Genomic DNA, 14,037 nt, shown 5'->3' with positions numbered 1-14,037 from the left:
TATATTAGAGGGCGCAAAAGGCCCTTTTCATTCAATCAAATGCTGCCCGGACGGGGCGGCAGGGAAAATCCGGCTTGAGCAAATGGAGCAAGTCGTACCTGGAACGTTCCTGAAGAGAACAGAAAACGCCGGAAAATCACGGCACGGGTATCTTCAGGGGGCCTTCCCCTGAAAAATACCGCATTCAGCAAACAACAATCTTCATACCTTCGGCGGTATCTATCGGAATTATCCTTCCCCTGTCAACAGCGCCCGCCGTCATGGCGTTGTCTTCCGCCCTTCCTCTGTCACTCCGGAAAGCCCGACTGAAAAGGCAAAATTCAGCGGATTATGAATTCGGATTGTATGGAAAAATGGAGAATACTAAGAAAATGAATTGATTATAGTTATAATCACTTTCACTTTTATTTTTTATTTATTAAATTTCATTTAATTAAAGTTCTCTTAACCTGTTTTTATTTAGACTTTCGGATTGACTCCGAATTCATAATCCGCTACGAACGATTCATTCCGTATTCTGAAGTCGGTTCAATTTCATCCATCCAAATTAACAAAACAATTTATGCAACCTCATTTACCGCATAAACTCGCCGCATGGGTCCTTGCAGCCTCCGTCTTCGGGGCCATGGCCTCCCAGTCTCAGGCCGCCGGAGAAAGCATCAGTATCAACTTCGGCTCCAATGAAGGAACCATCCCGGATTCTTCAACCGCCGGACTTTCCTCCGTTACAGGTTCCAACTGGAATCAGTTCGGCGACGCTTCCCAGTCAACCGGACAGGCCCTGAAAGACAACAACGGAGCCTCTACGGGAGCCGACGTCACCTGGTCCAGCAAAAACATCTGGCAGACAGATGCCACTCCCACCACCGGGGACGGCCAGCTTCTTAAAGGCTATCTGGACGACGGCAACGGAATCAATATCACGGTCAGCGGCCTCGATTTTCTTACCTACGGTGTCTACATTTACTGCAACACCGACAACGGCACGGACTTTTCCGCCAAAACCGTCAACGGCATCTCCTACACATGGAACGGCTCTTCCACAGTAACCGGCTCCTCGGGCTGGGGCGCCACCGGCACCACGGACCAGCTAATCGAAGGGACAAACGTCCTCTACGTTGATGGACAAACTGCATCCAGTCTCACGATCGGCAGCACGGGCAACAGTTCCGGCACCGGAACGCGCGGATGCATTTCCGGCATCCAAATCGTCAATACCTATGACGGCGCCAAAATTGCCGCCACGCTTGACGGAGGAACTTCCGCCTGGACGGATTCCCTGCTCGGAACGGCCGCCTGGACGGACTCCACGGCCTCTGACGGCACTTATGCCTCCATAGACGTCACCAACGGCCCCGCCACCCTCACCATCGCCGGCGGGGAAACCCGCAGTACGGACGCACTTGTCGTTTCCGGCGGCAACTTGACCATCTCCGGCGGCAGCCTGAATCTGACCGGCCCGGGCATTCTCCGCGTGGCGGAGGGAACAACGCTTACCCTGTCCACCGCTCTGACGGGGAACGCCGCCCTGGACGGAGCAGGCACCGTCATCATGAACGGGACCAATTCCCTGACAAGCCTGTCGGGAGGCGGCAACCTGATGCTGGGCGACAATGCCTCCCTTTCCATCACGGGAGATGCGGTCTCCCGCTATACGGGGTCCCTGACTCTGGGAGAAAACGCTGCGATCACGGCATCCAACCCCAACTGGACCTTCGGAGGCGCCCTGACCATGGCCGCCGCCAACTACAATGCCAATGACTCCTGGGCCCACAACGCCGCCTCCCTTACCCTTACCGGCGCCGGGGACGTGGAATACACGTTTGAAGGCGGTACGCTCATTCCCATCACGCATGCAGACAGCACGCTGACGGTCCGCAAGGTGACGGACGGCACGGGCACCATCGGCGCCGACCACGCCTCAGACATCGCTCACCTGATCATTGACGCCGGAACGGTCAAACTTACCGCCGGGGATACTTCCTACAATTTCACTTCCATCAGCATCGGCCAAAATGCGACGTTAAGCCTCAGCAGCCTGGCCACCACTCTGGGAGGGACGCCGGACATCATGATGAAGAGGGGCTCCACCCTGGAACTGCTCAACAGCCGTTCCTACGATGTCGATACTCCGGTCAACGCCAACATCACCGTTGACGCCGCGGGCTCCGGCATCACCATCGCCGGCTCCCTCTACGGAAACGGCACCAACATTACGGGCACCATTACCGGGGAAGGCGAAATCCTGTTCACCGATAGCACGGGAGGCACCAACGGCTATACCGTCTCCTCCGCCATTTCCGACAAGGACGCCTCTCACAAATTGAGCGTGCGGGTCAACAAAAGCGGCAACCTCACTCTGGCAGGCAACAACACCTACAGCGGGGGCACCACCATCACGGGCGGCACGGTTCGGACCAACTCCGCCACGGCGCTGGGCCAGGGCTCCGTCATCATCAGCGGCGGCGCGCTGAACGCCAACAGCCAGGCCTTGGAGAACGCCATCACCCTGCAGCGGGGCGCCGTTCAGAACTTCGGGAATGCGGCCGCTCCCAAGGACCTCACCGTCAGCCTGACGGGGAACGCAACCATCACCGACTCTACGGTTGTCCTGAACAACGCCGCCAACACGCCGATGATCTCCACCGGCCAGGTTCTGACCATGACAGGGGCCACTACGGCCACGCTGAACAACGCTTCCCTGAATCTCACCAGCTTCAATACGGCGCTGGTCGACCTGCAGGGCACGTCATCCCTCACCCTGACCGGAGGCCTGACGCTCAACCTGGGCAGCGACCTGGTTTTCGATTCCCTCTCCCAGACCATTGACCTCTTCACGCTGGGAACGGGAACCTCCTTCACGGAACCCGCCGACTGGGACTCCCTGCTGACCCTCACCCAGGACGGACATCGGCTTGTCTGGGACGGCGTCACCTTCAACGACGGCAGCCTGACCTTCACCGGACTTGCCGTGCCGGAACCCGGTACAGCCACGCTGGGCCTTCTGGGGCTGGCGTCCCTGCTGATGCGCCGCAAACGCCGCGCCTGACCTTTACCTTGTTCTATTCAAGAGGCATTCCCCGCACGCCGGGGAATGCCTCTTCTTGCAGGTCTTCCCCGCATCAAAAAACGCATCCCCTATCCTCCCGCCCCCTCCGCGGACCCACGCCATGCACCCAAGAAATAAACGCGTCCGGCAGGGAGCATAAACATGCCATGCCCCGCAGCCGGACGGAAAAAAGGCGGAAAATTAAAACTCCACCAGCAATTTTTCAAGATACTGGAAGAAGATGCTTCCATCCTCTCCGCTGATGCCGCGGTCCCCTTCCGCATCAATGTCCGTATTGGTAAAGCGCGCTATCACGTGTACCCAGGTATAAATGATGCCCCATTCTCCGTAATGTTTGGGATCGAATACGACACGGTGCTCGTAATTCTGCTCAAAATAGATGGTTCCTCCGTCATCGGGATCGGAAATCGGACCGCAATACTTGACGATGATGTAATAGATACCCTTGTAATACCACTCCTCCTTCGTCTTGGGCTTCTTGGAAAGGGTGGTGCTCATCTTGAACTTCACGGGGGTGATGTCGTATGCCGTACTATCCACGTCATGGCGCCTGATACCCGCTTGCGGAAGAGGGACTTTATTCACGATGGAAACGCCCGTGTAATCAAGGTATTTGCCATACCACGAAGTTTTTGGCGGAGCCAGCTCCGCGTTCAGCAGGCATGTCCCCGACAAGATCAGCATTAGTATACATGCAATTTTATTCATCGTTCTCTTCTTGATTTTTGTTGTTTCAACAATTCCTGTTTCAGGTATTCCTTCATCTCCTGGACGGATTTTTCAGGAAGGGTTTTGGCATCGTCCCGGTATTGCCTCCAGTCGATGCGCAGTCTCGCCATGAGCATGACCTCCTGGAGCGAGAAGGGAATAGTTCCCGGTGCATTCGGCATAAATTCCCTGGACCGGTTGCACGGATAGTAAATCTGGCTCTGGTGCCATGAGCGCTTCATCGTCTCGTCAAATGACTTCCGCACCTGTTCGTCGCTGATCCTGGCCTCCCACTGCAGGCCGTCCACCGTGTATTTATCCTGTTCCTCCTGCCGGGAAGCCTCCCGCCACAGGGCAAGAAGATACCTGTTCTGCAGACTGCACCCTTCCGGAGTCAGGTACTTGCGATCATACTGCAACTCATACAGCGGCTTGAACAGGGCCTTGTGCTTTTCCCCCGGAATGGATGAGTTGACTTTCCCCGGAGTAGGAATGATGCCGGCAAATTCTCCGGGCACATAATAGGGCAGTTCTTCCGGTTGCCGCGTTTCCCACGGAATTTTTTCACTCACAAACACTCCGTTCAAGATAGTATTGAACGATCCGTTCCTGCGGACATGGAACAGATACAGGCCGCCCCGCCTGCACATGAACCGCTCGTAAACGCCGGACCCGGCAAAGCGTGAAACGCGCGCGCGCGCCTCCACAGGAAAGGACTGCCACTGCTCCATGGACTTGGCAAGAGCCAGCCCATTTTTGCTCTTCCTCCCTATTTCAATATCTCCTATATTGTTGAACTGAAACTGGATGAAGGAGGTGGTTGGGTGCCGTCTGGCTTCAATCAGGTAATCCCGCCTGGACTCGTTCCGAAGGTAGCCGTTGGGATTATAAAAATACAGGGCTATTTCATGAACCCCTTCCGGCACTTCCACAGCCACCCAGATATCCGGCCCGTCTACATAATGCGGATACACTTCTCCGTGGTCGTCCCATTCCGCTTCAGTCCGGACGGAATCGGTCGGATCAAAAAGAACATTCCGGTTCCCGTCGTCCTTCACCTTCTCCACCCACCACCGCAGCGCATCGTTCTTGTTGCGGTTCAGGCCCATGATTCCCTGAATCCAATAGGTAGACACCGCTCCGGTAACGCCCGGAAATCCCGGAACCGACGTCAGCGTGCGGAAGGGAACCGTCTTGGCCATGAACTCGGAATTGCTCATGGGGGCATTCGTGGCGCACAGCGTGGCGCGCGTCATTCCGTACTTGCCGCCCCAGTCACCCTTGGTGGACCAGTCCTCTCCCTTGAAAACAATACTTTTCCCCTTGTCGCCGCGGCGTCCTAGATCCTCCAGGCTTTTCAACACCTTTGCGGACTCTTCCATCCGCGCCTCCGCGGGAAAGCCGGGCTCCTTTTCCCGCTCCGGCGCATCCAGGTTGTAGGATGAGACGCCCGCCTGCACCATAACCAGACCGCCCCCATAGGTCCCCGCCAGCACGCTGCCGTCCCCCAGGACCAGCAAATCGGAAATATGGGTCCCTTCCAGTCCTTTCCGCAGTCTCTTTTTAACCTTCATCGTGTCGGCATCCAGCACATCCACCCCCTGTGTCCGGAAACCGACGAAAATATCCTTCCCGTTTCCGGCAAGGGCAGACACAAAATCCTCCGACAGCAGGCGCGCATCTCCCTGGGGAGGAATGGCGGTCTTTCTTGCGGCGGCTCCATACAGGCTGTTGTTCTTGCGGGCGTAATCCCTGCCGCGCACAAAATTCCAGGAACTGATGCCGTTGCTGAAAGCCAGCCCGGAGCAGGTTCCCGTCAGTATCCGGTCCTTATCCATGCAAACCAGAACATTGCAGGCATTGGAAGGCAGCCCGTCGCCAAGCGGCTGATACGGCTGGCTGACAAACTGGTTCTTGTCCCAGAACCATGGAGCCTGCACCGCCTTCCATTGGGAATATCCGGACTTGCGGGAAGCGCAGGCTACACCGCCAAACCCATACGCCAGCCACAGGTTCCCCCTGGAATCAAAACCGGCGGAAGCCGCCTGGTCTTCCGTCATTCCGGTGGAGCGGTCCAGCATTTGCCATGAATCGCCGGCGGGATCGTACAAGGCCACGCCTCCGGAAGTGGCCACGGCCACTTCCCCGGAAACAGGGGAGACGGCAATGGCATACACATGCTCTCCATTCAGGGCGTTGCTGCGGTCATACATTTTCCATCCCTGCCCGTTGAAAACGGCCACGCCGCAATCGTCCGTCCCCACCCAGACCCGGCCCTGCCGGTCTTCCGCAATGCAGGTGAAATTGGCTTTCCGCGGAAAGCTGGAAGAATAATTCACGTTCACCCATGACTTCTCATAAGCCCCGTTTTTAACATCCAGACGGTAGATGCTCTCGCGCTCCCCCACCGCCCAGATGGCTCCCTGGCTGTCAGCCAATATCCCCCGGATGAACTTGACCGGGCACTCGGGTAATTTTTCCGGTACATTGACAGGAACGGCCTGCACCCGCATTCCAAAAAAAGAAAAAACAACTGCCGCTATTCCGGTAAAACGAATGATGCTCAATAACATACATTAAATTTATTATGATTTCTAATAATATAAGGTATTTTTCATTAAGACGAATAATATTCAACTTATTTCCAAACAAATACAGCAATTTATCCCTATCTAAAAATATAATAAATTTACTGTCTGTCAGTTCCGATAAGCTATACGAAAAATCCTTCATGTCCAGATCGAAGTGCAGGACCCCCATCAATACCGCCAACAACGCCGGGATCACTTCCTCCACTTCGCCACTATTTTTTGACTCGTTCACATTATTTTAGAAAAAATACATAAACCCTTATTTTTCATTATTCATCCCACTACCCGGAAGCAACATTTTTAAAATATTCCATAATATTGAGCATCAATAATTTAATAAACTTATCAAACAATCATTATTCCTCTTGCCGCATACTCAAAAACTGATATTCCAACGGAAAAAGGCCTCCATTTCCTGCACAAAATAAATTCCGCCGAACCCTTTGGCGTACCGATTCCATGCAAAACCGTACGTTTTGCTCACTTTTCCCACACAGCCGGAACAGAAGCCCCATCCCGGCTTATCCCGCCCTGAACCCTTCCCTTCCAGAAGACGGCCGCCGCAACAATTCCGGGAAGGGGTATCAACATAATTCGGGGCCCTCGCTCCCGCGGGGGCCCCTAGCGTTACCCAAACAACAGAAACCTGCTGAATGCTTCTTTCAGGAATGCATGGCCAGGGCGTGGCGGTATTCCACCGGGAAGACCTTGATGAACTTGCCGCGTTCCTCCAGCCAGTTGCTCAACAGGCCGCAGGCGCGGCGGCTTCCGGTAGCCATGTAATGCTCATAAATAAGCTGGAGCAGTTCCGCCTCGTCGGCGGAGTGCGGCATGACCGTTTCCAGGTCCACGCTGCCCAGGTTGCATTTCTGATCGAAGTTGTTGTCCGCATCGTACACGTAGGCCAGGCCGCCGGTCATCCCAGCAGCGAAATTGACGCCCACCTTGCCGAGCACCGCCACGCGGCCCCCGGTCATGTACTCGCACCCGTGGTCGCCGACGCCCTCCACCACCATCGTGGCGCCGCTGTTGCGGATGGCAAAGCGTTCCCCGGCCTGCCCGTGCAGAAAAATTTTCCCGGACGTGGCGCCGTAGCCGATAACATTCCCGGCAATGACATTGTCCGACGGAACATAGGAAATATTCTCCGGAGGCCGCACGACAATCTTGCCGCCGGAAAGCCCCTTGCCTACGAAGTCGTTCGCTTCCCCGACGAGTTCAAAGGTAATGCCCGGCGCCAGAAAGGCCCCGAAGCTCTGCCCCGCGCACCCGGTAAAATGTACCGTAAGCGTGTCTTCCGCCAGACCGCGCGGCCCGAACTTCATTACCAGCTCTCCGGAAAGCTCCGTGCCCACCGTCCGGTCCACGTTGCGGATCTCGCGGAAAAGCTCGCTCTTTTCCCCTTTCTCCAGCAGGGGCCGCAGGTCCGGGAGCAGGTGGCGGCGGTCGTAATTGTCCAGCGGTTCCCTTTCAAAGGAGGGGTCGAACCTGCGTCCGTCACCCTCCGCCGCATGAAGGATGGAGGAAAAGTCCAGGTGCTGCGCCTTGTAGAAATCAATGGCGCGGTTCACGGAAAGCAGGTCCGTCCTGCCCACGGCCTCATCCAGGGAACGGAGCCCCAGGGAAGCCAGGATTTCCCGCGTTTCCTGCGCCACAAAGCGGAGATAATTGATGACGTATTCCGGCTTGCCGCTGAACTTGGCCCTCAGGGCCGGGTCCTGGGTGGCCACGCCCACCGGGCAGGTATTTTCATGGCACCTGCGGAGCATCGCGCAGCCGATGGAAATCAGGATGGCGGTGCCGAAGCCGAATTCCTCCGCTCCCAGCAGGGCCGCCATCACCACGTCGCGCCCGGTGCGCAGCTGGCCGTCCACCTGGAGCCGCACACGGGAACGCAGCTTGTTGAGCACAAGCGTCTGCTGCGTTTCCGCCAGCCCCAGTTCCCACGGCAGCCCGGCGTGTTTCACGCTGGTGAGCGGGGAGGCTCCCGTTCCGCCGTCATGCCCGCTGACCACGACCATGTCCGCGTGGGCCTTCACCACCCCGGCGGCCACCGCGCCTATGCCCACCTCGGAAACGAGCTTGACGGAGACGCGGGCTTCCGGGTTGGAATTCCGGAGGTCGTAAATCAATTGGGCCAAATCCTCAATGGAATAAATATCATGGTGCGGCGGCGGGGAAATAAGGCTGACGTTCGGCATGGAATGGCGCAGCCGGGCGATGTACGGATCCACCTTGTGGGCCGGAAGCTGGCCGCCCTCCCCGGGCTTGGCTCCCTGGGCCATCTTGATCTGGAGTTCGGACGCGTGCCGCAGGTAATTGATGGTGACGCCGAAGCGTCCGCTGGCTATCTGCTTGATCGCGCTGTAGCGCACCTCGCCCCTGGCATTGGGCTCGTACCGGGCCTCGTCCTCGCCCCCTTCCCCGGAATTGCTTTTGGCCCCGATCTTGTTCATCGCGATGGCGATGGTCTCATGGGCCTCCGGACTCAGGGAGCCCAGGGACATGGCCCCGGAAACAAAGCGGCGCAGGATGGAATCCACGCTCTCCACTTCCTCCACGGGGACGGCTTCCGCGGGAACGAACTCAAACAGGCCGCGCAGCGTACACAGGTGTTGCGCCTGATGGTTGCTGTAATCCGCGAATTCGCGGTACTTCCGTTCGTCGTTGTCGCGCACGGCGGCTCGGAAAGCCTGGAGCGTCTGCGGGTTCCAGAGGTGGTTCTCGCCGCCCTTCCGGTACTTGTACTGGCCCCCGGCGTCCAGCCTGCCTTCCTCCCCGGCGGCCTGCGCGGTCCGCTGGTTGCACTCCGCGGCTATCTCCTCCAGCCCGATGCCGCCCACGCGGCTCACGGTGCCGGGGAAAAACTCGTCAATGAGATCACGGTTCAGCCCCACGGCCTCGAACAACTGGGAGGAACGGTAGCTGCGCAGGGTGGAAATGCCCATCTTGGACATGATCTTGAGCAGGCCCTTGTCTATGGCCCTGATGTAATTGCCGGAGGCCTTCACCACGTCCAGCGGGCAATCCTGCGGCGCGGCCAGGGAAGTGACCGTCGCCAGGGCCAGGTACGGGTTGACCGCCGTAGCCCCGAAGCCCAGCAGCAGAGCAAAATGCATCGTTTCCCGCGCCTCCCCGGTCTCCACGATCAGGCCCGCGTCGGAACGCAGCCCTTCCGCTGCCAAGGCGCGGTGCACCACGGAACAGGCCAGCAGGCTGGGAACGGGAAGGTAGCCGCGGCCAATGTTGCGGTCCGTCAGCGCCAGGATGCGCACGCCGGACCTGACCAGCCCTACGGCGGACTCCGCCAGGTTGTCCAGGGCGGCCCGCAGTACCTTCCCGTCCCCGCCTTCCGGAAACTGGATGGAAAGCCTGGCGGAAGGGAATCCGGCCTCCCGGATATTGCAGAGACTGTTGAGCTCCTCATCCGTGATGACGGGGCGCTCCATCTTGATCAGCCGGGCGTGTTCCGGCGTTTCTTCCAGAATATTGGGATGGTTGCCGATGTACGTGGTCAGGCTCATGACCAGTTCCTCCCGGATGGGGTCGATGGGAGGGTTGGTCACCTGCGCGAACAACTGCTTGAAATAATTGAACAGAAGGGGGGCCTTCCCGGAAAGGACGGCCAGCGGGGCGTCGTTCCCCATGGAGCCGAGAGGTTCCGCCCCCTTCATCATCATGGGGCGTATGATCAGTTCCACGTCCTCCTGCGTGAATCCGAACCGGCGCTGGTGCGCCGTCAGGTCCGGCATTTCCGCGGAAGCGGAAATGGAATCGAACAGGGAACGGACGGAAATCTTGTTCTTTTCCACCCAGCGGCGGTAGGGCATCCGCCGGGCCATCTCGTTCTTGGTCTCCGCGTCGGACACCAGCCGGTGGTTCACCAGGTCGCAGTAAATCATCTCACCGGGGCGCAGACGCCCCCGGCGGCCCACTTTCTCCGCGGGAATGTCCGCCACGCCCGTTTCCGAGGCCAGAATGAAAATATCGTCCGTGGTCAGCGTGTACCGGGCGGGACGCAGCCCGTTGCGATCCAGCATGGCCCCCGCGTTGACGCCGTCGGAAAAAACGACGGCGGTCGGGCCGTCCCACGGCTCCATCATCGCGGAATGGTATTCAAAAAAGCCGCGCACGTCCGGCCCCAGATGATAGTTGGCGCCCCAGGCCTGCGGCATGAGCATCAGCATCACGTGGCGCAGGTCGCGCCCGGCGGCCACCAGCAGCTCCACCATGTTGTCCAGGCAGGCGGAATCACTCTGGCCGGGGGGAATAAGGGGCAGGAGCTTCCGGAGGTCCTCCCCCAGCAGGGAGGAGGATAAATGCGGCTCCCGCACCTTCAGGTGGTTCAGATTCCCCCGCAGGGTGTTGATCTCACCGTTGTGGGCCAGGTAGCGGAAGGGATGGGCCAGGCTCCAGGTGGGGAAGGTATTCGTGCTGTAGCGCTGGTGGACGAGAGCCAGCGGAGACTTGAAATGCTCATCCGCCAGATCCTCGTAAAAACCGTCAATCTGCGTGCCGAGGAACAGCCCCTTGTACACGATGCTCCGGCTGGAGCAGCTGCACACGTAGCAGCCTTCCACGCGCCGCTCCATCTCCCGGCGCATCACGAACAGCTTGCGTTCAAACTCCGCCTGGTCCGCAAAACCGCTGCCGTCGATGAACAGCTGGCGGATCAGGGGACAGGTGCGCTGGGCGTTCTTCCCGATGCTGTCCCGGTTGACAGGCACCTGCCTCCAGGCAGTCACCCTGCCGCCGTTTTCCGTCACGGCGGCTTCCAACTCCTCTTCATGGCCGCAGCCGCCGAACATCATCGCCACGCCGTACCTGCCGCGCGCGGGAAGCTGGTTGGGAAGGGCGAGACGGAAAAACTCATCCGGCAGGGCCAGCATAATACCCGCGCCGTCGCCAGTTTCCGGATCGCTCCCCACCGCGCCGCGGTGCATCAGCCTCTTGAGAACGGTGACTCCCATCTCAATAATCCTGTGGCTGGGTTCGTTCTTCAGGTCCGCCACTAGGCCCACGCCGCAGGCGTCCCTCTCCTGTTCAAAGTCATACAATCCCTGCGGCGCAGGAATGCCTGTCTCGAATTGATCACTATTCATCAGTTTGCTGTTTTGTTTGGGTTAAGCTTCCTTCATTACAGCAAAAACCGTGCCAACTTTATCCTCTCTGATTCCATCGTCCCCTTCTTCCGGCCATAACCGTCCTGTTTTCTAGGCATTCCCGGCTTCCCCGCCTTTTCCGGGAAGCGGCAAGGACGGGAAGCCTCATGAAAAAAACACCATCCTTTTTTACAATTTTGTAAATACCGTTTCCCGGCTATTTTACATTTTTGTAAATACCTCCCTGCTTACCTTCCATGAGCCGCCTCCACGAATCGCCGGGAAAATCGTACCGTAACACATTGACGGCGGATGCCTTGCATAGACACCCGGCCCTGCCGGGGACAAGGATGAAAAAAGTTGGCACGCTTCTTGCTGTATAAAAGATGCAGCAGTTAACCATTATGAGTGACTCGACAAGAACACAAGCCATCAGCGCCATCGCCTCCGTGCCCGCCGGCACCCCGGGCGAGAGCGCGCCTGTCAACATTGATTATTACGGCGCCGACGTCTTCAGCACGGAAGTGATGAAAAAATATCTTCCCAAGGACACGGCAAAAACCCTCCTGTCCACCATCCAGGACGGCCTGCCGCTGGACGCGGACATTGCCGCGGACGTGGCGCACGCCATGAAGCAATGGGCCATCGAACGGGGAGCCACTCACTATACCCACTGGTTCCAGCCCATGACGGGCTCCACGGCGGAAAAGCACGACTCCTTCCTGGACCCCAAAGGCATGGAACCGGTCATGAGCTTCTCCGGCAAGAACCTGATCGTGAGCGAACCGGACGCCTCCAGCTTCCCCTCCGGCGGCCTGCGCTGCACGTTTGAGGCGCGCGGCTACACCGCGTGGGACCCCACCAGCCCCGCCTTCATCAAGAGGCACGGAAACGGCGCCACCCTGTGCATCCCCACCGCCTACTGTTCCTACACGGGAGACGCACTGGACAAAAAGACTCCCTTGCTCCGGTCCCGGCAAGCTCTGGGCAACGCCACCAAAAGGCTCATGAAGTGCTTCAACCTGCCGGACGCCCATGTCACCATCACGCTGGGCCCGGAGCAGGAATACTTCCTCATTGACAAAAACTTCTACCTGAACCGGCCGGACCTCGTCCAAACGGGCCGCACCCTCTTCGGCGCGCCGCCCGCCAAGCACCAGCAATTGGAGGACCACTACTTCGGCTCCATCAAGCCCCGCATCCTCAATTTCATGAGCGACGTGGAAAAGGAACTCTGGAGGCTGGGCATTCCGGCCAAGACGCGCCACAACGAGGTGGCCCCGGCACAGTTCGAGCTGGCCCCCCTCTTTGAAGACGTGAACCTGGCCGTGGACCACAACATGCTGGTGATGGAAATCCTGCGCCAGCAGGCTAACCGCCACGGGCTGGTGTGCCTGCTTCATGAAAAGCCCTTCGCGGGCGTCAACGGCTCCGGCAAGCACAACAACTGGTCCATCTCCTACGGGGAAAAGAACCTGCTGGACCCCGGCAACGACCCGCAGCAGAACGCCATCTTCCTGACCGTGCTGACTGCCATCATTGAAGCCGTGGACAAACACAGCGACCTGCTCCGCAACTCCGTGGCCAGCGCGGGCAACGACCACCGCCTGGGCGCGAACGAGGCGCCGCCCGCCATCATCTCCATCTTCCTGGGCGACCAGCTCAACGAGGTGATCGAAAACATCATCAACGGCTCCTCCGGCTGCGGCAGGCGCGACGACACGCTCAAGATCGGCGTGGACACGCTGCCCATCCTTCCCCGCGACGCCACGGACCGCAACCGCACCAGCCCGTTCGCCTTCACCGGCAACAAATTCGAATTCCGCGCCCCCGGCTCGGCCCAGTCCTGCGCCGGACCGATGATGACGCTGAACACCATCGTGGCGGAAGCCTTCGACTCCCTGGCGGAGGAGCTCTCCTCCTTCGCGCCGGAAACCTTCCTGTCCCAGCTCCAGGAAACGCTCAAGCGGAGAATCTCCGAACACAAGAGAATCATCTTCAACGGAGACAACTATTCCGAGGAATGGGTGAAGGAGGCGGAACACCGCGGCCTGCCCAACCTGAAGAACACGATGACGGCGCTCCACACCCTGGTGAATGAAAAAAACCTGGACCTGTTTGAGAAATACGGCGTGTTCTCCCGGCGGGAACTGGAATCCCGGTTTGAAATTTTCCTGGAAGAATACCACAGGCGCATCCGCATTGAAGGGCGCCTTTCCTGGGAAATGGCGGCCACCATCATCCTCCCCGCCCTGCGCAATGAATACAAGCAAACCGTTTCCGCGCTCTCCAGGGCGCTGGACGCCAAGCAGACCATCGGTACCGCCTCCCTCCGGAAACTGGCGGACAAGCTCGGCGACGCCCTGGATTCCATCGTGACCGACCTGGACACGCTGGAAACGGCGCTCACAAGCTGCCATGAGGACATCCTGGAAGCGATGTCCCGATTGAGAACCAGCGTCGATGCCGCAGAAACCCTGGTGAACGACCGGTCCTGGCCTCTCCCCAAGTACCGGGAAATGCTGTTCATCTATTAGGGTGCAACGACGGAGCTCCGGAGTCATGC

The 14,037-nt window shown here is 58.5% G+C and carries 6 protein-coding genes; 2 read left to right on the top strand and 4 right to left on the bottom strand.

Going from position 1 to position 14,037, the window contains the following annotated elements; genetic code table 11:
- Window positions 1-562: 562 nt before the first annotated feature.
- Window positions 563-3,049 (top strand): beta strand repeat-containing protein, encoded by a 2,487-nt coding sequence (locus tag OQH67_RS06610; protein WP_215434273.1) that lies wholly within the window; start codon window positions 563-565, stop codon window positions 3,047-3,049.
- 201 nt (window positions 3,050-3,250) lie between these two features.
- Here the strand turns inward: OQH67_RS06610 and OQH67_RS06605 are convergent, their stop codons facing one another.
- The 4 genes from OQH67_RS06605 to gltB all read right to left on the bottom strand — a co-directional run bounded on the left by OQH67_RS06605 (window position 3,251) and on the right by gltB (window position 11,471).
- On the bottom strand, window positions 3,251-3,754 hold the full coding sequence (locus OQH67_RS06605; RefSeq protein WP_130083584.1) for a hypothetical protein: 504 nt from the start codon (window positions 3,752-3,754) through the stop codon (window positions 3,251-3,253).
- Window positions 3,755-3,774: 20 nt separating this feature from the next.
- On the bottom strand, window positions 3,775-6,216 hold the full coding sequence (locus OQH67_RS06600) for a ligand-binding sensor domain-containing protein (protein ID WP_215434106.1): 2,442 nt from the start codon (window positions 6,214-6,216) through the stop codon (window positions 3,775-3,777).
- Complete coding sequence (locus tag OQH67_RS06595) at window positions 6,209-6,601, bottom strand: hypothetical protein (protein WP_215434107.1); 393 nt, start codon at window positions 6,599-6,601, stop codon at window positions 6,209-6,211. Before OQH67_RS06595 ends, OQH67_RS06600 begins: the two co-directional genes overlap by 8 nt.
- Before the next feature lie 430 nt (window positions 6,602-7,031).
- A complete protein-coding gene (gene gltB, locus OQH67_RS06590) occupies window positions 7,032-11,471 on the bottom strand; it encodes a glutamate synthase large subunit (protein WP_215434108.1) in 4,440 nt (1,479 codons plus the stop codon).
- Between the two features lie 404 nt (window positions 11,472-11,875).
- Here gltB and OQH67_RS06585 point away from each other — a divergent pair, with 404 nt between their 5' ends.
- Entirely contained in the window at window positions 11,876-14,008 is a 2,133-nt protein-coding gene (locus OQH67_RS06585) for a glutamine synthetase III family protein (RefSeq protein ID WP_251828191.1), read from the top strand.
- The last annotated feature ends 29 nt before the right edge of the window (window positions 14,009-14,037 follow it).

Source organism: Akkermansia biwaensis (genome assembly GCF_026072915.1).
Taxonomy (GTDB): Bacteria; Verrucomicrobiota; Verrucomicrobiia; order Verrucomicrobiales; family Akkermansiaceae; genus Akkermansia; species Akkermansia biwaensis.
Note: the sequence above shows the minus strand (reverse complement) of the source record. Positions and strands in the feature narration are given on the sequence as shown.

Excerpts from the sequence above, each read along its gene's own strand:
- OQH67_RS06610 (WP_215434273.1), top strand. The coding sequence starts at position 563 with ATGCAACCTCATTTACCGCATAAACTCGCCGCATGGGTCCTTGCAGCC.
- OQH67_RS06605 (WP_130083584.1), bottom strand. The coding sequence starts at position 3,754 with ATGCTGATCTTGTCGGGGACATGCCTGCTGAACGCGGAGCTGGCTCCG.
- gltB (WP_215434108.1), bottom strand. The coding sequence starts at position 11,471 with ATGAATAGTGATCAATTCGAGACAGGCATTCCTGCGCCGCAGGGATTG.
- OQH67_RS06585 (WP_251828191.1), top strand. The coding sequence starts at position 11,876 with ATGAGTGACTCGACAAGAACACAAGCCATCAGCGCCATCGCCTCCGTG.